Source organism: Actinomycetospora sp. ABD4_176 (assembly GCF_056311855.1).
On record NZ_CM149974.1, the window covers coordinates 4834195 to 4854519 of the forward strand.

Annotated in this window: 16 protein-coding genes and 1 pseudogene; 11 read left to right on the forward strand and 6 right to left on the reverse strand. The window is 76.3% G+C overall.

What is annotated here, in order from left to right; all coding sequences use genetic code 11:
* Positions 1 to 280: 280 nt before the first annotated feature.
* The 6 genes from sucC to purH are packed head-to-tail and all read left to right on the forward strand — an operon-like array spanning position 281 to position 7845.
* On the forward strand, positions 281 to 1450 hold the full coding sequence (gene sucC / locus ACYX4T_RS23455; RefSeq protein WP_476011623.1) for an ADP-forming succinate--CoA ligase subunit beta: 1170 nt from the start codon (positions 281 to 283) through the stop codon (positions 1448 to 1450).
* 4 nt (positions 1451 to 1454) lie between these two features.
* Positions 1455 to 2342, forward strand: a complete 888-nt coding sequence (sucD, locus tag ACYX4T_RS23460) for a succinate--CoA ligase subunit alpha (RefSeq protein ID WP_476011624.1) — start codon at positions 1455 to 1457, stop codon at positions 2340 to 2342.
* A 57-nt stretch (positions 2343 to 2399) separates the two neighbouring features.
* A complete protein-coding gene (locus tag ACYX4T_RS23465; protein WP_476011625.1) occupies positions 2400 to 4028 on the forward strand; it encodes a DUF5336 domain-containing protein in 1629 nt (542 codons plus the stop codon).
* Between the two features lie 59 nt (positions 4029 to 4087).
* Positions 4088 to 5539, forward strand: a complete 1452-nt coding sequence (locus ACYX4T_RS23470) for a cell division protein PerM (RefSeq protein ID WP_476011626.1) — start codon at positions 4088 to 4090, stop codon at positions 5537 to 5539.
* A 60-nt stretch (positions 5540 to 5599) separates the two neighbouring features.
* Entirely contained in the window at positions 5600 to 6217 is a 618-nt protein-coding gene (purN, locus tag ACYX4T_RS23475) for a phosphoribosylglycinamide formyltransferase (protein ID WP_476015359.1), read from the forward strand.
* Positions 6214 to 7845 carry a bifunctional phosphoribosylaminoimidazolecarboxamide formyltransferase/IMP cyclohydrolase gene (gene purH, locus ACYX4T_RS23480; RefSeq protein WP_476011627.1) on the forward strand — a complete coding sequence of 544 codons (1632 nt, stop codon included), beginning with the start codon at positions 6214 to 6216 and terminating at the stop codon, positions 7843 to 7845. The genes purN and purH overlap by 4 nt, the downstream gene beginning before the upstream one ends.
* Here the strand turns inward: purH and ACYX4T_RS23485 are convergent.
* From ACYX4T_RS23485 to ACYX4T_RS23495, 3 genes and pseudogenes are all read right to left on the reverse strand, one after another.
* Positions 7842 to 8744: an alpha/beta hydrolase fold domain-containing protein gene (locus ACYX4T_RS23485; protein WP_476015360.1), complete on the reverse strand. Its 903-nt coding sequence runs from the start codon at positions 8742 to 8744 to the stop codon at positions 7842 to 7844. The genes purH and ACYX4T_RS23485 overlap by 4 nt on opposite strands.
* An 11-nt stretch (positions 8745 to 8755) precedes the next feature.
* Positions 8756 to 9739 (reverse strand): MFS transporter, encoded by a 984-nt coding sequence (locus tag ACYX4T_RS23490; RefSeq protein ID WP_476011628.1) that lies wholly within the window; start codon positions 9737 to 9739, stop codon positions 8756 to 8758.
* Positions 9740 to 9812: 73 nt separating this feature from the next.
* Positions 9813 to 10193: pseudogene (locus ACYX4T_RS23495) on the reverse strand (MFS transporter); the annotation flags it as partial.
* 27 nt (positions 10194 to 10220) lie between these two features.
* Here ACYX4T_RS23495 and ACYX4T_RS23500 point away from each other — a divergent pair.
* Positions 10221 to 10544: a chorismate mutase gene (locus ACYX4T_RS23500; protein ID WP_476011629.1), complete on the forward strand. Its 324-nt coding sequence runs from the start codon at positions 10221 to 10223 to the stop codon at positions 10542 to 10544.
* Here ACYX4T_RS23500 and ACYX4T_RS23505 read toward each other — a convergent pair.
* Positions 10499 to 11296 (reverse strand): NAD-dependent epimerase/dehydratase family protein, encoded by a 798-nt coding sequence (locus tag ACYX4T_RS23505; RefSeq protein WP_476011630.1) that lies wholly within the window; start codon positions 11294 to 11296, stop codon positions 10499 to 10501. The genes ACYX4T_RS23500 and ACYX4T_RS23505 overlap by 46 nt on opposite strands.
* 113 nt (positions 11297 to 11409) lie before the next feature.
* Between ACYX4T_RS23505 and ACYX4T_RS23510 the strand changes: the two genes are divergently transcribed.
* From ACYX4T_RS23510 to ACYX4T_RS23520, 3 genes are all read left to right on the forward strand, one after another.
* Entirely contained in the window at positions 11410 to 13239 is a 1830-nt protein-coding gene (locus ACYX4T_RS23510; RefSeq protein ID WP_476011631.1) for an ABC transporter ATP-binding protein/permease, read from the forward strand.
* Positions 13240 to 13323: 84 nt separating this feature from the next.
* Entirely contained in the window at positions 13324 to 14214 is an 891-nt protein-coding gene (locus ACYX4T_RS23515) for a hypothetical protein (protein WP_476011632.1), read from the forward strand.
* The gene (locus ACYX4T_RS23520; RefSeq protein WP_476011633.1) at positions 14211 to 15953 is read left to right on the forward strand and encodes a DNA polymerase Y family protein; all 1743 of its coding nucleotides are present in this window, start codon (positions 14211 to 14213) and stop codon (positions 15951 to 15953) included. Before ACYX4T_RS23515 ends, ACYX4T_RS23520 begins: the two co-directional genes overlap by 4 nt.
* Before the next feature lie 11 nt (positions 15954 to 15964).
* On the opposite strand, the gene ACYX4T_RS23525 is transcribed toward ACYX4T_RS23520, so the two are convergent.
* Together ACYX4T_RS23525 and ACYX4T_RS23530 are read right to left on the reverse strand one after the other, a co-directional pair.
* Positions 15965 to 16360: a PIN domain-containing protein gene (locus ACYX4T_RS23525; protein WP_476011634.1), complete on the reverse strand. Its 396-nt coding sequence runs from the start codon at positions 16358 to 16360 to the stop codon at positions 15965 to 15967.
* Positions 16357 to 16665, reverse strand: a complete 309-nt coding sequence (locus ACYX4T_RS23530; RefSeq protein WP_476015361.1) for a type II toxin-antitoxin system Phd/YefM family antitoxin — start codon at positions 16663 to 16665, stop codon at positions 16357 to 16359. Before ACYX4T_RS23530 ends, ACYX4T_RS23525 begins: the two co-directional genes overlap by 4 nt.
* A 50-nt stretch (positions 16666 to 16715) precedes the next feature.
* On the opposite strand from ACYX4T_RS23530, the gene ACYX4T_RS23535 reads away from it, so the two are divergent.
* Positions 16716 to 20324, forward strand: a complete 3609-nt coding sequence (locus ACYX4T_RS23535; RefSeq protein ID WP_476011635.1) for an error-prone DNA polymerase — start codon at positions 16716 to 16718, stop codon at positions 20322 to 20324.
* The last annotated feature ends 1 nt before the right edge of the window (position 20325 follow it).

Below are 20325 nucleotides of genomic sequence, written 5' to 3' on the forward strand. Positions count from 1 at the left end.
GGTTGTTCACGCGAACAGTCGCGGTAGGACGTGCCCGGACCGATCAAGAACGACCCCGATCGGGCGCACCCGATCGCACGCCGGAACGATTCAGCACCGCGCTGACCGGCGCGTGTGTCCGGTGTCGCCCCCGTCGCCCCGCCCGGGTACCCGTCGCGTCGATAGGGTCGCCGCGCATCCGTCGGGACGTGGGCGCGCCGCTGGACGGTGGGCGCCACGCGACCTCGCCCGAACGCCGCCACGGGCGGCGCACCGGGGAGTTGGTGAGGAGAGTTCACGAGTGGACCTGTACGAGTACCAGGCGAAGGACCTTTTCGCCGCCCACGGGGTGCCGGTGCTGCCCGGTCGCACCGTCGACACCGCCTCCGAGGCCGAGCGGGCCGCGCAGGAGATCGGCACCGCCGTCGTCGTCAAGGCGCAGGTGAAGACGGGCGGCCGCGGCAAGGCCGGCGGCGTCAAGCTCGCCGAGACCCCCGCCGAGGCCAAGGAGAAGGCCGAGGCCATCCTCGGGCTCGACATCAAGGGCCACATCGTCCACCGGGTCCTGGTCACCGAGGCCAGCGACATCGCGCAGGAGTACTACTTCTCCTTCCTCCTCGACCGGTCCAACCGCACCTTCCTCGCCATGTGCTCGGCCGAGGGCGGCATGGAGATCGAGGAGCTCGCGGTCGAGCGGCCCGAGGCGCTGGCCCGGGTGCCGATCGACCCGATCGCCGGCGTCGACCGCGCGAAGGCCGACGAGATCGTCCAGCGGGGGAACCTCCCCGCCGAGGTCGCCGACGAGGCCGCGCAGGTCATCGTCAAGCTCTGGGACACCTTCGTCGGCGAGGACGCGACGCTGGTCGAGATCAACCCGCTGGTGCGCGACCCCCAGGACCGGGTCCTCGCGCTCGACGGGAAGGTCACCCTCGACGAGAACGCCGACTTCCGGCACGAGGCCCACGCCGAGCTGGTGGACGAGCGCAGCCAGAACCCGCTCGAGGCCAAGGCCAAGGAGAAGGGCCTCAACTACGTCAAGCTGGAGGGCGGCCAGGTCGGGATCATCGGCAACGGTGCCGGCCTCGTCATGTCAACCCTCGACGTCGTCGCGTACGCGGGGGAGCAGTACGGCGGCATGAAGCCCGCCAACTTCCTCGACATCGGCGGCGGCGCGTCGGCCGAGGTCATGGCGGCCGGGCTCGACGTCATCCTCGGCGACGACGACGTCAAGAGCGTCTTCGTCAACGTCTTCGGCGGCATCACCGCCTGCGACGCGGTGGCCAACGGCATCGTCGAGGCGCTGAAGATCCTCGGCGACAACGCGACGAAGCAGCTCGTCGTCCGCTTGGACGGCAACAACGTCGACGAGGGCCGCCGGATCCTCGCCGAGGCGAACCACCCGCTGGTCACGGTGGTGGACACGATGGACGACGCGGCCGCGAAGGCCGCCGAGCTGGCGGCAGGGGCGTAGAGCGATGTCGATCTTCCTCGACGAGAACAGCAAGGTCATCGTCCAGGGGCTCACCGGCTCCGAGGGCATGAAGCACGCCACGAAGATGCTGGCGTCCGGCACGAACATCGTCGGCGGCGTCAACGCACGCAAGGCGGGCACGACGGTCGAGGTCACGGGCCGGGACGTGCCGGTCTTCGGCGCGGTCGAGGAGGCCATGAAGGAGACCGGGGCGGACGTCTCGGTGCTCTTCGTGCCCCCGAAGTTCGCCAAGGACGCCGCGGTCGAGGCCATCGACGCCGGCATCGGGCTCGCCGTGGTCATCACCGAGGGCATCCCGGTGCACGACTCCGCCTGGTTCTGGGCGCACGCCTGCGCCAACGGCAACCGCACGCGGATCATCGGCCCGAACTGCCCCGGCATCATCAGCCCCGGGAAGTCGAACGCGGGCATCATCCCCGCCAACATCAGCGGCGCCGGGAAGATGGGCCTCGTGTCGAAGTCGGGCACGCTGACCTACCAGATGATGTACGAGCTGCGGGACATCGGCTTCTCGTCCGCCATCGGCATCGGCGGCGACCCGATCATCGGCACCACGCACATCGACGCCCTCGAGGCGTTCGAGGCGGACCCCGAGACCGAGGCCATCGTCATGATCGGCGAGATCGGCGGCGACGCCGAGGAGCGTGCGGCCGACTACGTGAAGGCCAACGTGACCAAGCCCGTCGTCGGCTACGTTGCGGGGTTCACGGCTCCCGAGGGCAAGACGATGGGCCACGCCGGCGCCATCGTCTCCGGCTCCGCGGGGACCGCGCAGGCCAAGAAGTCCGCACTCGAGGCCGCGGGCGTCAAGGTGGGCAAGACGCCGACCGAGACCGCGGACCTCGCGCGCTCGCTGGTCGACCGGGGCTGACGACCCGGCCGACCCCACCGCGCCACCGCCGACGCCGTCGTCCCGGGAGGACACCTCATGAGCTCACCGACGCAGGGCCCGCCCCCGGGCGGCCCGTCCGGCCAGTGGCCGGGCCAGACCGGCCCCGGCGGCTGGGGCGCCGGCGGCGGCTCGCCCTACGGGGGGTCCTCCTGGGCCGGCGCCGGCCAGCAGCCCCACGGCGCGCCGGGTCAGGGCGGGTACTCCGGCTACGGCGGCCCGGCGCCGGGCCAGGGACAGGGGCCGGGCCAGGCACCGGGGCAGGGCTACGGCCAGGGCGCCGGGCAGGGCTACGGCCAGGGCGCCGGCCAGGGCTACGGCCCGGGTCAGCAGGCGGGCTGGGGCCAGGGCGGACCGGGCACCGGGGGCTTCCCCGCCGCCGCGACGACGGTGACGCCGGCGCACGACCTCGGTGGCCAGGGCGGCGACGCCGGCACCGGTCCGACGTCCCGGGGCGGCGCGCCCCGCGGGACCTCCGGGGCCTCCGGGGCCGAGCGAGGGGTCGCGCTCGCCGCGGGCGCGCTCGCGCTGCTGGCCTACATCCTCGGGTTCTTCGGCTCCGCCGAGGCGTCGGGCGTGGCCTCCGATCTCAGCGCGGCCTTCGGGTCGCTGTTCTACATGCCGCTGGTGGTCGCCGGCGGCCTGCTCACCGCGGCCTCGCTGCTCCCGCGGGGACCGCAGACGCTCGTGCCCGGCGCGGTCGTCGCCGTCACCGGGGCGCTGGCGATGCTCCCGCTGCTCGCGTACGCCGACTCCCTGCTCATCGTGCAGGTGGTCCTCGCGGTGCTCGCCGCGATCGCGGCGGTCGTGGCGGTGCTGTTCAGCACGGGCGTCGTCGCCGCCCCGGCCGGCCGGCCCGCGTCGTCGGGCTTCGGCGCGCCGGCCGGTCAGGGAGCGGTGGCGCAGCACGGCGCGGCGGCCGGCTCGCCGGGGAACCCGCCGGGCGCGGCCGGCCCGTGGGGCGGTCCGGCCGGCCCGCCGTCGGGTGGCATGTCCTCGCCGGGCGCGCACCAGCAGCCGGGCTACGGCACTCCGGGCGCGGGCGCCCCCGGCGCGGGCACTCCGGGACCCGGCTCCGGGCCGTTCGCCGCCCCGCGGGGCCAGGGCGGGCTCGGCGGCGGGCAGGGTCAGCCGGGTCCCGGTGGTCAGCAGGGACCGGGCCAGCAGGCCGGTCCCTTCGGCGCCGGCTACGGGTCCGCGGCGGCCACGACGCAGGTCGTGCCGGGCGCCACGGCCGCCGGTCAGGGTGGTGACGGCGGAGCCGGGACCTCCCGCCCGGACCGGCCGGGGGGCGACGACGCCGTGACCAGCACGACCGAGGGCGCGCCGTCGGGGACGCCCGGCGCGTCCTCGGCCGACGCCGGGCCGAGCACCCCGCCGCAGGGTTCCCCCGCGAGTGCCGCGGGCGCGCCGGGCGGGTCGTCGACGCCCGGTTACGGCATCCCGTCCACGGGCTGGGGCGCCCCGTCGGGCGGCGCCTCGTCGAGCCCGTCGAACGGTCCGGTGGCCCCGGCGCCGGGCGGCGAGCACCGTGCCGAGCACCGTGGCGAACAGCGAGGCGAACAGCGAGGCGCCCACCAGTCCGGCGAGGACCCCGGCCGTCCCCGCGAGGGCGCCGAGGGCCCGTCGTCCGACGACCGGCGCGGTGAGTGGGGCTCCCCGCGCTGACCGCGCCGCGCCCGGCGTGGGAGCGCCGGGCGGGACGCGTCGCCTGACAGGGTCGGGTCGTGACCGTGCGGACCAGCCCCTCGCGGCGCGGGGGCCGGCCCGGCGGCCGGCGTGACGCCGCCGGTGCCGGCGGGACGGAGAGCGACGCGAAGGGCGCCCCCGCCTGGGTGCCGGTCCTCGCGCGCGTGGCGCTCCTGCCGCCGCTGACCTGCTACGGCATCGCCGTGGTGGTGGCCGGCGTCGTCGCCGCGCTCGCGTCGGGCACCACCCCGGGCGGCGAGCCCGGCCTGGGCCAGGCGCTGGCCGTCGGGATCCCGTTGTGGCTGGTCGCGCACCTGGTCCCGCTGCAGGTCACCGGCGTCCCGCTGGGCGTGCTGCCCCTGGCGCCCGCGGCGCTGCTCGCGGTCCTGGTGGCCGCCGTCGCGCGGGGCGCGGTGGCGCGCCTCGACGGCGGCGGGCGGCCCGCCGGCCTGCTGCACGGGGTCGGGGTGCCGGTCGTGGCGACGGCCGCCGCGGCGCACGCGGTCATCGGGGTGCTGGCGGCCGCGCTGCTCACGCCGGAGACGGTGGTCGACGCCTCGCCCGGGCTCGCCGGCGTGGTGTGCGGGGTGCTCGCCGGGCTCGCGGCCGTCGCCGGGGTGGCGCGCCCGTGCGGCCTGCTCGCCCTGCCGCGCCGGCTGCCGCACTGGGCTCGTCACGGGCTCTGTGGCGGGCTCCTCGCCGCGGCGGCCCTGGTCACCGCCGGCGCCGGGCTCCTGCTCGCGGCCCTGCTCGCGGACGCGGCCGCGGTGGCCGACGTGTTCGCCGACGTCGCGCCGGAGGCGGGCAGCGGCGCCGGGCTGACGCTGCTCACGCTCGCCTACGTGCCGAACGCGGTCGTCGGGGCGGTGTCCTGGCTGATCGGGCCCGGGGTGTCGATCGGGGCCGCCTCGGCGACGCCGACGGCGATCAGCTCGGGCCTGCTCCCCCCGATCCCGCTGGCCGCCGTCCTCCCGCAGAGCCCGCCGCCGACCTGGGCCGGGCTCGCGTTCGCCGTCCCGCTCGCCGTCGGGAGCCTCGTCGGCTGGCGCCTCGCGCCGACGGCCCCAGACGTCGCGACGCGGGTGCGCTCGGTGGTCGTCGCGGCCCTCTCCGCGGCGCTGCTGCTCGGGCTGGCCGCGGCCTTGTCCGGCGGGCGGCTCGGGGCGGGCCCGTTCGACCCGGTCACCGTGCCCGCCGGCCCGGTCGCGCTGGCGGTGCTGGCGTGGGTGCTCGTGCCCGGGCTCGTCGTCGCCCTGCTCGCGGTGCCGGTCGGGACGGCGCCGAGCACCGGGCGGCGGTCGCGCCCGCAGGCGCGACGGCAGCCGCGGGCGACCCCGGAGGCGACCACGGATGGAACCCCGGACGAGACCCCGGACGAGGAGCCGGACGAGGAGCCGGACCCGGCGTCCGAGGAGGAGCCGGCGGGCGGGACCGAGGGCGGGTCCGGACGCACCGAGGGCATTGCTGCTGGTGACGACGGCCGCCGCTAACCTGGGCGGGACATCCGCATCGGCCCGGGAGCAGCGCTGACCACCACCGAGCCGCACCGGCTGCGACTGCCCGTGCCCGCCCGCGTCGTCGTCCTCGCCTCCGGGTCGGGGAGCCTGCTGCAGGCCCTGCTCGACGCGTGCGAGGGCCCGGACTACCCGGCGCGGGTCGTCGCCGTCGTCTCCGACCGCGCCGGCGTCGGCGCGCTGGACCGGGCGACGGCCGCGGGCGTGGACATCGCCGTGGTCCGGCCGGCCGAGTACGGCGACCGCGTCGTCTGGGACGCCGCGCTGGCCGACGCCGTCGCGGCCGCCGAGCCCGACCTCGTCGTCTCCGCGGGCTTCGCCCGGCTGCTCGGCGAGGCCTTCCTGGCCCGCTTCGGCGGCCGCACCATCAACACGCACCCGGCCCTGCTGCCGGCGTTCCCCGGCGCCCACCCCGTGCGCGACACCGTCGACTACGGGGTGAAGGTCACCGGTGCGACCGTGCACCTGGTCGACGCCGGTGTCGACACCGGGCCGGTCCTGGCCCAGGAGGCCGTCGGGGTCGAGCCGGACGACACCGAGGACACGCTGCACGAGCGCATCAAGGTGGTCGAGCGCCGGATGCTCGTCGAGACCGTGGCCGCGCTCGCCCGCCACGGCGCCACCGTCACCGGACGAGGAGTGAGGATGCCATGAACTCGGCGACCGCCACCGCCACTGCCACCGAGGCCCAGCCCACCGCCGGCGTCGAGGGCCGGCGTCCCGTCCGTCGCGCGCTGGTCAGCGTGTTCGACAAGGCGGGCCTGCTCGACCTCGCCACCGGGCTGCACGCGGCGGGCGTCGAGGTGGTCTCCACCGGGTCGACGGCCGGTCGCATCGAGGACGCGGGCGTGCCGGTGACGCGGGTGGAGGAGGTCACCGGGTTCCCGGAGGTCCTCGACGGGCGGGTCAAGACGCTGCACCCGCGCGTGCACGCGGGCCTGCTCGCCGACATGCGGCTGCCCACGCACACCGAGGCGCTCGAGTCGCTGGACATCGCGCCGTTCGACCTGCTCGTGGTCAACCTCTACCCGTTCACCCAGACCGTCGCATCCGGCGCCTCGCCCGACGACTGCGTCGAGCAGATCGACATCGGCGGCCCGGCGATGATCCGCGCGGCCGCGAAGAACCACGAGTCGGTCGCCGTCGTCACCGACCCGACGCGCTACACGTGGGTGCTCGAGCAGGTCGCGGCGGGTGGGGTGACGCTGGCCGACCGGCGCGTTCTGGCCGCCGAGGCGTTCCGCCACACCGCGTCCTACGACGTCGCGGTGGCGTCGTGGATGGGCAACGTGCTGACCTCCGACCCGGACCCGTCGGTGCCGGGCTCGCCGTTCCCGGGCTGGGTGGGCACCACCGCCCGGCGCCGCGCCGTGCTGCGCTACGGCGAGAACCCGCACCAGGCCGCCGCGCTCTACGGCGACCCGGAGGTGGCCTCCGGCGTCGCCGGCGCGACGCAGCTGCACGGCAAGGAGATGTCGTACAACAACTACGTCGACACCGACGCCGCCTGGCGCGCCGCGCACGACCACGACGGGGTGTGCGTGGCCGTCATCAAGCACGCCAACCCGTGCGGGATCGCGGTGGCGACGGGCGATGACGACGTGGCCGCGGTGCACCGCAAGGCCCACGCCTGCGACCCCACCAGCGCGTTCGGGGGCGTCATCGCCGCGAACACCGAGGTCAGCGTGGCGATGGCCGAGACCGTCGCGGAGATCTTCACCGAGGTGATCGTCGCCCCGTCCTACGCCGACGGCGCGGTCGACTTGCTCACCCGCAAGAAGAACATCCGCGTGCTGACCGCCACGTGGGCGCCCTCGCCGGTCGAGCAGCGCCCGATCTCCGGGGGCCTGCTCGTCCAGCAGCGCGACGCGGTCGACGCGCCCGGCGACGACCCGGCGGCCTGGACGCTGGCGTGCGGGGAGCCGGCCTCCGAGGCCGTGCTCGCCGACCTCGCGTTCGCGTGGCGGGCCTGCCGCGCGGTGAAGTCGAACGCGATCCTGCTGGCCCACGACGGCGCCACCGTCGGCGTCGGCATGGGCCAGGTCAACCGCGTCGACGCCGCCCGGCTCGCGGTCACCCGCGCCGGCGACCGCGTGCGCGGCGCCGTGGCCGCCTCGGACGCGTTCTTCCCGTTCCCGGACGGGTTCGAGGTGCTCGCCGAGGCGGGCGTCGCGGCCGTCGTCCAGCCCGGCGGGTCGGTGCGCGACGAGCAGGTGGTCGAGGCGGCGCAGCGGGCCGGCGTGACCATGTACCTCACCGGCACGCGCCACTTCGCCCACTAGCGCGCGAGCAGCTCCCGCAGCCAGGCCCCGGCCCGGTCGAGCGCCGCGGCCGCCTCGGGGTAGACGCCGACGCCGAGCTGGAAGAAGTGCTGCATCTCCGGCCAGACGTCCAGCGTCACCGGGACGTCGCCCAGCGCCGCGGCGCGCGCCACGGCCAGCGCGTCGTCGAGCAGCACCTCGTGGCTGCCGACCTGAACGAGCAGCGGCGGCCACGCCGCGGCGACCTCGGCGGGCGGCGCCAGGGCGGGCGATGCGGCCGGGTCGGCGGGGTCGTGGCCGGCGAGGTACTGCCCGGCCATCCGGCGCAGGCTGCCGCGGCTGCACTCGAGGTCGACCTCGCTGCGCTGGTCGAAGGAGGCGGACCGGCACCGAAGATCCGCCCAGGGCGACATCAGGTAGGCCGCGGCGGGGCGCGGGAGCCCGGCGCGGGCGGCGGCGAGGAGCGTCTCGAGCACGAGCCCGCCCCCCGACGACTCCCCGGCGAGGACGAGCCGGTCGGCCGCGACGCCGTGGCGCTCCAGCAGCCACCGGGCGGCCCCGACCGCGGCGTCCACGTCCTGCGGGTACGGGTGTTCGGGTGCGAGGGGGTAGTCGAGCAGCAGGACGCGGGCGTCGAGGGCGCGGGCGAGGTGGCCGGCGAACTTGTGGCGCGCCGCGGGCGAGGTGATGACGTGCCCGCCGCCGAACAGGTAGAGCACGGTGCCGGTGTGCGTCGGGCCCGTCGCCCACACCCCGGCGACGCCGTCCCCGGCGACGGTCTCGTAGGTGACGTCCGTCGGCGCCGCGCTCAGGTCCTCGGCGTGCTCGCCGGCCTGTCGTTGCTGGTCCAGCGGCATCTCGGCCATGCGCGGCGCCTGCCGCAGCATGTCGGCGAAGCGCTCGGCCTCGACACTGGCCACGGGCGTCCTCCTCAGGCGGGTACGGGATCGGTGGGCGTGGCGGCGTGGCGGCGCGGCCACTGGCTGATGAGCGTCGCCACCCCGGCGACGAGCAGGAGCGCCGCGACCGCCACGAGGGTGAGCGCCAGGCCGGCGGGCGTCGGGGGATGCGGTCCCACGGCCTCGATGACCGCCGTGACCGCGACGATGCCGATGCCGCCGACGCAGATCAGCGAGGTGAGCACGACGCCGGTGCCCTCGGCCGAGCGCTGCGGGGGCAGGACGTTCTGCACCGCCAGGGGGCCGAGCCCGTAGCCCATGCCGGTGGTCAGCCCGCACAGGCCGAGCGCGACGACGACGAGCGGTAGCGGCTCGGCGAGGGCGAGCAGCACGAGCGCGGGCGCGCCCGCCAGCACCGAGACCGCCATGACGAGGCCGGGCGGGACCTTCGTCGTCAGCCAACCGGACAGCGGCCCGGTCACGGCGAGCCCGATCGACGACGCCACGAACACGAGCCCGGCCGCGGCCGCGGACAGACCCCGCAGCGTCTGCAGGTCGATGGTCGCGGCGACGACGTAGGCCACGGTGCCGACGTTGGCCAGGGTCCCGGCCGCGCAGAGCAGCACGAACACCCGGTGGCGCACGAGCGAGGGCCGCACGAGCGGGGCGGGGGCGTGGCGCTCGCGGACCGCGAAGGCGACGAGGAGCACCGCGCCGCCGAGCAGCGGTCCCCACGTCGCCGGGTTCGTCCAGCCCTCGGCGCCGACGTCGTCGATGGCCACGCTGACCGCGACCAGCCCGCCGACGACGGTGACGACGCCCCACCAGTCGAGGGTGCGCAGGTCGCGCCCGGCCTCCTCGTCGCGCGAGGTGCGCATCCGGCGCCCGCCCCAGAGCGCCACCAGCGCCACCGGCACGTTGACGAGGAACACCCAGCGCCAGCCCACCGTGGAGGACAGGACGCCGCCGACGACGGGCCCGAGAGCCGTGCCCACACCGGAGATGCCGAGCAGCACCCCGGTGACCCCCGGGCCGCTCCCGCTCGCTCGTGGCGTTGGTGACCAGCGCGAAGCTCGACGGCATGATCAGGGCCGCGCCGACGCCCTGGGCCACGCGGGCGCCGATGAGCACCGGCACCGAGCTCGTCAGGCCGCACACCAGCGAGCTCAGCCCGAACACCGCGATCCCGGTGAGCACGACCTCGCGGCGCCCGAGCATCTCGCCGAGCCGTCCCGCCGGGATCAGCAGGGCGCCGAGAGCGATCATGTAGCCGCTGAGCAGCCACTGCAGGTCGGTGACCGTCGTGCCCAGGTCGTCGGCCATGGTCGGGAGCGCCAGCCCCAGCGAGAAGAAGTCGAGCTGGATGCAGAACAGGCCCGCGGCGACGGGGAGGAACGGCGTCGCGGCACGCAACGTAGCCGTTGACAGGGCCATGAGAGGTACCGTAGGGCGCTCCGCGCCAGTCGTCATCACTCTGCGTCGAGAAGGGTGGGAACCGTGACCGCTGCGGACGAGCTCGGGTCGCTGCGAGCGGAGCTCGACGGGATCGACGCCGCCCTCTACGACCTCGTCCGCGCGCGGATGCGGTGCATCGAGCGCGTCGGCGCGGTCAAGGCGCGGGCCGGCATGGCCGTGTTCCAGCCCGGGCGGGCGGCCGAGGTGGAGCGCCAGGCCGCGGCGCGGGCGCGGGAGCACGGCCTCGACGAGGGCTTCCTCGTGCGGCTGGCCGACCTGCTGATGGCGGAGGCGATCCGGGTCGAGGAGGAGATCGTGGCTCAGGCGGGGGCGTCGGCGGGGCCGCAGAACTCGCCGCCGACGTAGCCGTCCGTGTCGGCGACGCGGTCGCCGACCTCCGCCGCGAACACCTCGGCGTCGTCCTGTGGGCGGTACCCGATCTCGTGCGCGCCCGCGAGCGCCCACCGCCGGCGGGTGTTGGCCGAGACGCCCCACACCACGCGGAACCCGGGCGCGCGGCAGGTCAGCGCGGCCTCGACGAGCCGGCCGCAGTCGTCGGGGGAGAGCCAGGTCGCGAGCGCACGGGCGTCGGTCGGGGCCTCACGGCACGTCCCGATCCGCAGGCAGACCACGTCGAGGCCGTGCCGGTCGTGGTAGAGGCTGCCGAGCGCCTCCCCGGCCACCTTGCTCACGCCGTAGAAGGTGTCGGGCCGGGGCGGGAGGTCGTCGGGGACGGGGTCGACGGCGGGGTGGAAGCCGACGGCGTGGTGGAAGCCGACGGCGTGGTTGCTGCTCGCGAAGACCACCCGCGGCACCCCGGCCCGGCGCGCGGCCTCGAACACCGCGTAGGTGCCGTGGACGTTGACCGCGAGGATGTCCTCCCACGCCTCCTCGCCCGCGTACCCGCCGAGGTGGACGACGGCGTCGACGTCCCGACAGGCCGCGGCCACCGCGTCGAGGTCGGTGACCGACGCGGTGACGACCTCCTCGGCGTCGCCCGGGTCCCGGAGCTCCTGCACGTCGAGCAGGCGCAGGATCCGGCCGGGTCGGGCGAGGCGTGCGCGCAGGTAGCCGCCGATCTGCCCGGCGGCTCCGGTGACGAGGATGCGCTCGGTCATGGGGGCGACTCTGCCCGTCCGATGATCCGTCGGCGACCGGGGCGGACCGCTCCGGGGACCACTCGGCACCGTCGCTACGCTGCGCCGATCTTCCGGCTGGCGAGGGGGCGCGGGTGGGCGGGATCGACTGGGGCCAGGAGTGGCTCGGCTCCTTGATCTGGATCGCCGCGGTCTTCGTGGCGACCGTCGTGGTCGTCGCGATCGTGGGCGTGGTCCTCGGCCGGACGACCACGTGGGGACGGCAGGTCCGGCGCCTCGTGGGGCCGTGGCTGCGGCCCGGCGGAGAGGACGGGTGGCGCCCGACCCTGCTCGCGCTCGCGCTCCTGGCGCTGGTCGTCGTCTCGGTGCGGCTCAACGTCCTGCTCTCCTACAACAGCAACGCGCTCTACACCGCGCTGCAGGAGCTCGACGCCGGCAGCTTCTGGGCCGCCGTGGGCGTCTTCGCGGTCCTCGCCACCGTCTTCGTGGCGCAGGTCCTGGTGGCCTACTACCTGGGCCAGACCTTCGTCATCCGGCTGCGGGAGTGGCTCAACGAGCGGCTGCTGGGCGACTGGCTCGCCGGGCGGGCCTATCACCGGTCGCGGTTCACGTCCCACCAGGTCGACAACCCCGACCAGCGCATCCAGGAGGACATCACCTCCTTCGCCAGCACCTCGGTCTCCCTCTCCGTGGGGTCGTCGGGCGCGGTGAACGCGGTGCTCTCGGTCGCGTCGTTCACGTTCGTGCTCTGGGAACTGTCCGGCCCGCTGTCGATCGCGGGGGTGGAGATCCCGCGGGCGATGACCTTCCTCGCGTTCCTGTACGTGATCGTCGCGACGGTCATCGCGTTCCGCATCGGCAGGCCGCTGATCAGGCTCAACTTCCTCAACGAGGGGCTCGGCGCGAACTACCGGTACGGCCTCGTGCGGGTGCGCGACAACGCCGAGAACATCGCCTTCCTGCGCGGCGAGGAGCCGGAGAAGCGCACGCTCGACGCCCGCTTCGCCGCCGTCATCGCCAACTTCTGGCGGATCGTGCGGCGGAACCTGCGGTTCCAGGGCTTCAACCTGGCGGTCACCCAGATCTCGCAGGTCTTCCCGATCATCATCCAGGCGCCGCGCTTCTTCGCCCAGGCCATCACCCTCGGCGACGTGCAGCAGACCGCGAGCGCCTTCGGTCAGGTGCACGACGGGTTGTCGTTCTTCCGCAACGCCTACGACGAGTTCGCGGCCTACCGCGCGGTGCTCGATCGCCTGACCGGCCTGCTCGACGCGGACGCCGACGCGCGCGAGCTCCCCGAGGTCGGCGTGACCGAGCGGCGGGACGGGGTCGTCGTGCGCGACCTGACCGTGCGCCGGCCCGACGGAGAGGTCCTCGTCGAGGGCCTGGACCTCGACCTCGGTCCGGGCGACCGGCTCCTCGTCACCGGACGGTCCGGGTCCGGGAAGACGACCCTGCTGCGCAGTCTGGCCGGTCTGTGGCCGTTCGCGGCCGGCGACGTCGCCCGGCCGAGGGGTCCCGGCGCCGTGTTCCTCTCGCAGCAGCCCTACGTGCCCCTCGGCGACCTGCGCACCGGCGTGGCCTATCCGGAGCGACCCGAGGACGTCGACGACGACCGGGTCGCGGCCGTGCTGCGCGAGGTGGCCCTGGGCCAGCTGGTCGACCGGCTCGGCGAGGAGCGCGTGTGGTGGCGCGAGCTCTCGCCCGGTGAGCAGCAGCGTCTCGGCTTCGCCCGGCTGTTGCTCGCCCGTCCGGACGTCGTGTTCCTCGACGAGGCCACGGCGGCGCTCGACGAGGGGCTGGAGCACGAGCTCTACACGCTGCTGCGCCGGGAGCTGCCGGAGCTGATCGTGGTCAGCGTGGGCCACCGCAGCAGCCTCGAGGCCTTCCACGACACCCGCCTCGAGCTCCAGGGCGACGGGCGCTGGGAGCTCGGTCCGCTGCGGTTGCCCGCGCCGGGGTGACCCTCGCCCGGGGACTCGGCGGTTGTCGGGGGTGTGGGTTAGCGTTCTCTTCGTCGTTCGAACACGTGTTCGAGGAGGGCGCTCATGGGCGGTGCGTCGTCGTTGCTCGACGAACAGGGTTCCCCGTCGCGGCGGTGGTCCGACCTCGGGGTGGTGCGGGCCTCGGAGCTGCGGGGGCGGCGGTCCGGACGTGGGGGCCCGGCGCCGGTGGAGGAGCGTCCGGAGCCGAGCCCGGGGCCGGTCCCGCCACCGGTGGAGCCGGTGCCGGTCGACCGTGTCGACCGTGAGGGCAGCGCGGTGCTGCCGGTGAGCGCCCCGCTGGCCGGGCTGCTGCCCCACGGCGGGCTGCGGCGCGGGTCGGCGGTCGCGGTGTGCGGGTCGACGTCGTTGCTCCTCGCGCTGCTGGCCGAGGCGTCGCGGGCGGGGTCGTGGTGCGCGGTGGTCGGGCTGCCGGACCTGGGGGTCCAGGCGGCCGCGGAGGCGGGGCTCGACCTGGCGCGCACGGCACTGGTGCCCCGGCCCGGCCTCCGTCCGGCGGCGGTGGTGGCGGCGCTGGTCGACGGGGTCGACGTGGTCGTGCTCGACACCACGCTGCCCGGTGTGCGGTGGCCGGCGGGCGAGCGGCAGCGGCTCGGGGCCCGGGTCCGTCAGCGGGGCGCGGTGCTGGTGCCGGTCGGGGCGGCGGGCGCGTGGCCGGGGGCGGAGGTCGAGCTGCGCGCCGAGGGCAGTGCCTGGGCCGGGCTCGGGGGCGACGGCACGGGACGCCTGCGCTCGCGGCGGGTCCGCGTCCGCTGCGCCGCCCGGGGCCGCCCCGGCGAGCAGGAGGAGCCGCTGCTGCTGCCCGGGCCGGCCGGGACGTGCCTGCCGGACGGCGAGCTGCCGATCGGGGCGCCGCTCACCGGCCCGCCGCGACGGGCGGGCGAGCGGATCGACGAGCCCCTCCCGACGCCCGCCCGCATCGGGGCTGCGGGGTGAGCGGGGTGAGCGCGCCGGCGCGGGTGCTCGCGCTGTGGTGTCCCGACTGGCCGGTGGTGGCGGGTGCCGCCGACGCGGGGCTGCCGCCCGCCCGGCCCGCGGCGGTCCTCGCGGCGCACCGGGTGGTGGCCTGCTCGGCGACGGCGCGCGCCCAGGGGGTCCGCCGGGGGCTGCGGCGGCGCGAGGCCCAGGCCCGCTGCCCGGACCTCGCGGTCCTCGCCCGCGATCCCGAGCGCGACGCCCGCTGCTTCGAGCCGGTCGCGGCGGCGGTCGAGGAGCTGGCGCCCGGGGTCGAGGTGGTCCGCCCGGGGCTGGTCGCGCTCTCGGCGCGCGGGCCGGCACGGTACTTCGGCGGCGAGGAGGTGGTGGCCGAGCGCCTGGTCGACCACGTGGCGGGGCGCACCCGCGTCGAGTGCCAGGTCGGGGTGGCCGACGGCCTGTTCGCGGCGGGGCTCGCCGCGCGCCGCTCGCTGCTCGTGCCGCCGGGGGAGAGCCCGGGGTTCCTCGCGCCCCTCCCGGTCACCGAGCTCGAGCTCGAACCGGGGGTCGAGCCCGATACCGCCGGCGCCGACGACGACGCCAGCGCCGCCCGCGCGGAGCTGATCGGGCTGCTGCGCCGGCTCGGGCTGCGCACGCTCGGGGCCTTCGCCGACCTGTCGGCCACCGACGTGGCCTCGCGCTTCGACGCGGGCGCGGTGCGGGCCCACCGGCTGGCCCGCGGGCTCGACGAGCGCCCGCCCTCACGGCGGCGCATCCCCGACGAGCTCACCGTGGAGCTCCCGCTCGACCCCCCGGTCGACCGGGTCGACGCCGCCGCCTTCGCCGCCCGCTCGCTGGCCGAGCGGCTGCACGAGGCGCTGGGGCGGGCGGGGCTCGCGTGCACGCGTCTCGGGGTGCAGGCACGCACCACCGAGGGCGAGGAGCTGGCCCGGGTGTGGCGCTGCGCCGAGCCGCTGACCCCGCACGGCACCGCCGACCGCGTGCGCTGGCAGCTCGAGGGCTGGCTGTCGCGGCGGGGGCGGGGCGGTCCGGGCCAGGGCGGTCCGGGCGGTCCCGACGGCGGACTCGTCGTGCTGCGCCTGGTGCCCGAGGAGGTCGTCGAGGCCGGGCGCCTGCAGCTCGGGCTCTGGGGCGAGGTCGGGGTCGCCGACGAGCGGGCCGGGCGTGCGCTCGTGCGGGTCCAGGGCCTGCTCGGTCCCGAGGAGGTGCTCACCGGGGTCGCCGGTGGCGGGCGCGGGCCGGGGGAGCGGGTCCGGCTGGTCCCCTGGGGCGACGAGCGCACCCCGGCGACCGACACGGAGGCGCCCTGGCCCGGCGCGCTCCCCGCGCCCTCGCCGGCCCGGGTCCCGCCCGAGCCGCTGCCGGCGCGGGTGTTCGACGCCGACGGTGCGCCGGTGCGCCGCGCCGCCCGTGGCCGGCTCACCGCGCCGCCCGCGCACGTGGCGCTCGGCGCCGACCCGGCCGCCCCCACCGCGCCGGTCCGCGCCTGGGGCGGCCCGTGGCCCGACCCCGGACGCTGGTGGGACCCGCGTGCCGTGGCCGAGGTCGGGGCCGAGGGCAGCGTGCGCATCCAGGTGGTCTGCAGCACCGACGCCGACGAGCTCGCCGCCGGCCGCGAGCCCGAGCCCGACCCGGCGGCCGACCTGGCGCCCGACCCGGTCGCCTCCGGCGCCGACGCGGTCGGCCGGGGCCTGCTGCTGGTCCACCGCGACGGCCGCTGGGCGGTGGAGGGGATCTGATGACTGACCGCTCACACCGCGACGACCTCGACGAGGCGTTCGAGACCGGCGAAGTCGGCGGGGTTCCGCGTGACGAGGGGGATGTCGTGGGCGCCGGCGGACGCCGCGATCTGCAGATCCATCCGGCGCGGCCGGGGGTTGCGGCCCGCTCGACGCACGGTGGCGGCGAGCGTGCCGTAGAGCCGTGCGCCGGCGAGGTCGAAGGGGAGCACCGCCATCTCGCGCAGCACGGCGTAGAAGCGGTCGGAGCGGGCCCGGCGCTCCACGAGGTCGTCGACGTCGAGACCGAAGGCCATCTCGGCGACGGTGACGGCGGTGACCACCGGGACGGCAGACCCGAGCTCGGCCGCTTCCCACCGCCCCAGGTCGATGACCGCGGACGTGTCGAGAACGACCCGCCGCGTCATCGCCCTCCCGTCCCGCCCGCCCCGGCGTCGATGGCGTCGTCACCGAGGACGCCGTCGGCCTCGGTCCGCTCGGCCTCCCACCGCTGCCGGTCGATCGCCGGGAGCGATCGGAACACCTCCTGGAGGTCGTCCAGGGTCCGGTCGGGACCGGGCTCCGAGCGGGCGTGCGGGACGAGGTCGGCGACGGGACGCCCGTGGCGGGTGATGGTGAAGCTCTCGCCCTGTTCGACCCGGCGCATCACCTCACCGCTGTCGTTCCGTAGCTCACGCTGTCCGATGTGCTCCACAGTCGAGCAACGTAGCACTTCGGGTAGAGGTGCTACGGCTGCTCGCTCAGGTGCGGGGAGGAGCGGTCGTGGGCTGGAGTAACCCACCGGTCGACTGGTCGGAGATGGAGCGCCTGCTGTCCGGGCGCCCGGCCGACAACCCCAGCATGCAGGGGCGGGGCAACGGCTCGCGCGACGCGATCCAGGGCCGGGGAGGCAGTGCCGGTCAGGGGGGCAGTGCCGGTCCGCGGGGTCGGGGGAGCCACCGGGACGAGTCGCACGAGGGGCACGTCGGCCCCTGGCCGCCGGAGCGGCCGTCGGAATGGGAGGTCCCGGACGGGTTCGTCCGCGACCCGCTGGCGTTCGACGACGGCGAGCGGGTCGACGGCCCGGGACGGATCCGCCCGCCGCGCGACGAGCAGTTCCTCGGCGACGGGGGCGACAGCCCGGCCTGGTCGCGCCACCGCGCGCCCTACCGCCCGCCGCCGCGGTCGCGGGGCGGGGACGCGGGCCTGACCGTCCCCTACGCCGAGCTGCACGTGCACTCCAACTTCAGCTTCCTCGACGGGGCGTCGCACCCCGAGGAGCTGGTCGAGGAGGCCGCGCGGCTGGGGCTCGAGGCGATCGCGCTCACCGACCACGACGGCATGTACGGCGTGGTCCGCTTCGCCGAGGCCGCCCAGGAGCTGGGGGTCCCGACGGTCTACGGCGCGGAGCTCTCGCTGGGCCTGACCGCCCCGCAGAACGGCGTGCCCGATCCCGAGGGCGACCACCTGCTCGTCCTCGCCCGCGACCCCGACGGCTACCGGGCGATCTCGCGGGCGATCACCGAGGGGCAGATGCACACCCACGGCGAGAAGGGCCGCCCGGTCTACGACCCGGAGCGGGTCGCGGCGACGCTCGGCGGCCACGTCCAGGTGCTGACGGGCTGCCGCAAGGGGTCGGTGCGCCGGGCCCTGGCCGCCGAGGGCGCCGGCGGCGCGGCCCGCGAGATCGACCGGCTGGTCGCGCTGTTCGGGGCCGAGAACGTCGCGGTCGAGCTCACCGACCAGGGCCTCCCGGACGACACCGAGCGCAACGCGGCGCTCGCCGAGCTCGCCGGGCGCGCCGACCGGGGGCGGGGGCTGCACACCGTGGCCACCACCGGCGCCCACTACGCGACGCCGGACCGCGCGCGGCTCGCGGCCGCGCTCGGCGCGGTGCGGGCGCGGCGCAGCCTCGACGACGCCGAGGGCTGGCTGCCGCCGGGCCCGGCGCACCTGCGCTCCGGGGCGGAGATGGCGCAGCGGTTCGCCCGCCACCCGCAGGCCGTCGCCCACGCCGCGCGGCTGGGCCGCGAGTGCGCGTTCGGCCTCGAGCTGCTGGCGCCCGAGCTGCCGCCGTTCGCGGTGCCCGAGGGCGAGACGGAGGCGAGCTGGCTGCGCCGGCTGACGTGGATGGGGGCGGCGGTCCGCTACGGCGACCGGCTGCGCTCGCCCCGGGCGTTCGAGGTGATCGACCACGAGCTCGACGTCATCGAGCGCCAGGGCTTCCCCGGCTACTTCCTCATCGTCGCCGACATCGTCCAGTTCTGCGTCGACCACGACATCTACTGCCAGGGCCGGGGGTCGGCGGCCAACTCGGCGGTCTGCTTCGCGCTGGGCATCACCCACGTCGACGCCGTCGCGATGAACCTGCTGTTCGAGCGCTTCCTGTCCCCGGAGCGCGACGGCTACCCCGACATCGACCTCGACATCGAGTCCGACCGCCGCGAGGAGGCCATCCAGTACGTCTACGCGCGCTACGGGCGCGACCGGGCCGCGCAGGTCGCCAACGTCATCACCTACCGGCCGCGCTCGGCGGTGCGCGACGCGGCCCGCGCGCTCGGGTTCGCGCAGGGCCAGCAGGACGCGTGGAGCAAGCAGATCGACCGGTGGGGCCCAGGCGCCGAGCTCGCCGGGCAGGTGCCCGAGATGCCGCCGGCGGTGGCGTCGCTCGCCGAGCAGATCGCGGGCTTCCCGCGCCACCTCGGCATCCACTCCGGCGGCATGGTCATCTGCGACCGGCCCGTCGACCAGGTGGTGCCCGTCGAGTGGGGGCGGATGCCGGGGCGCAGCGTCATCCAGTGGGACAAGGACGACGCGGCGGCGGTGGGCCTGGTCAAGATCGACCTGCTGGGGCTCGGGATGCTCTCGGTGCTGCACTACGCCGCGGACCTCGTCGCCGAGCACCACGGGGTGCGGGTGAAGCTGCACGACCTGCAGGCCACCGACCCGGCGGTGTTCGCCATGCTCGCCGAGGGCGACTCGGTGGGCGTGTTCCAGGTCGAGTCCCGGGCGCAGATGGCGACGCTGCCGCGGCTGCGGCCCCGCGAGTTCTACGACCTGGTCGTCGAGGTCGCGCTCATCCGCCCCGGGCCGATCCAGGGCGGGTCGGTGCACCCCTACATCCGGCGCCGCAACGGGCTGGAGCGCATCGTCTACGACCACCCGCTCTGCGAGCCCGCGCTGGAGAAGACCCTCGGGGTGCCGCTGTTCCAGGAGCAGCTCATGCAGCTCGCGGTCGACGTCGCCGGCTTCTCCGCCGCCGAGGCCGACGAGCTGCGCCGGGCGCTGTCGGCCAAGCGCTCCAGCGAGCGGATCGAGCGGATGCGCGCGCGGTTCTACGAGGGCATGGCGGCCAACGGGATCACCGGCGACCTCGCGGACACGATCTTCTCCAAGACCAAGGCGTTCGCGAACTTCGGCTTCCCGGAGAGCCACTCGATCAGCTTCGCGTCGCTGGTCTACGTCAGCGCCTGGTACAAGCTCTACTACCCGGCCGCCTTCTGCGCGGCGCTGCTGCGCGCCCAGCCGATGGGCTTCTACTCGCCACAGTCGCTCACCGCCGACGCCCGCCGGCACGGGGTGGTGGTGCTCGGCCCGGACGTCCTCGTCGCCGCCGACACCCCCGGTCTCGAGCCGCACCCCGACAGCACCGGCGGGGTCGCCGTGCGCCTCGGGCTGGCCGGGGTGCGTGGGCTCGGCGACGAGGTGGCCGCCCGCATCGTGGCCGAGCGCCGGGAGCGGGGTCCCTACCGCGACGTCGCCGACCTCGCCCGGCGCGCCGAGCTCACCACCGCCCACGTCGAGGCCCTCGCGACGGCCGGGGCCCTGGGGTGCTTCGGGCTCGACCGCCGCGAGGCGCTCTGGGCGGCCGGCGCCGCGGCGGCCGGGGTCGGGGTCGTGCGCGACGGCGTGCGCCACGACCGCCTGCCCGACACCGCCGTCGGGATCGAGGCGCCCGCGCTGCCGGGCATGAGCGCGGTCGAGCTCACCGTCGCCGACGTGTGGGCCACCGGGCTGACCCCCGACAGCCACCCGGTGACCCACCTGCGCGCCGCGCTCGACGAGCGCGGCGCGCTGTCGGTGGCCGCCGTCGCCCGCGTGCCCGAGGGCGAGCGCATCGAGGTCGGCGGGGTCGTGACCCACCGCCAGCGCCCCGCCACCGCGGGCGGCACCACGTTCCTCAACCTCGAGGACGAGACGGGCATGCTCAACGTCGTCTGCTCGGAGGGCCTGTGGGCGCGCCACCGGGTGGTGGCCCGCACCAGCGCCGCGCTCGTGATCCGCGGGCGCGTCGAGCGGGCCCACGACGCCCCGAGCGTGGTCAACCTCATCGCCGACCGCGTCGAACGCCTCGACCTGCGCGTCCCCTCGAGCTCGCGGGACTTCCGGTGAC

What these genes read in the sequence shown, in the direction of transcription:
- ACYX4T_RS23505 (WP_476011630.1), bottom strand. Translation starts at nt 11,296, where the DNA reads ATGACCGAGCGCATCCTCGTCACCGGAGCCGCCGGGCAGATCGGCGGC.
- sucD (WP_476011624.1), top strand. Translation starts at nt 1,455, where the DNA reads ATGTCGATCTTCCTCGACGAGAACAGCAAGGTCATCGTCCAGGGGCTC.
- ACYX4T_RS23515 (WP_476011632.1), top strand. Translation starts at nt 13,324, where the DNA reads ATGGGCGGTGCGTCGTCGTTGCTCGACGAACAGGGTTCCCCGTCGCGG.
- purH (WP_476011627.1), top strand. Translation starts at nt 6,214, where the DNA reads ATGAACTCGGCGACCGCCACCGCCACTGCCACCGAGGCCCAGCCCACC.
- ACYX4T_RS23525 (WP_476011634.1), bottom strand. Translation starts at nt 16,360, where the DNA reads ATGACGCGGCGGGTCGTTCTCGACACGTCCGCGGTCATCGACCTGGGG.
- ACYX4T_RS23465 (WP_476011625.1), top strand. Translation starts at nt 2,400, where the DNA reads ATGAGCTCACCGACGCAGGGCCCGCCCCCGGGCGGCCCGTCCGGCCAG.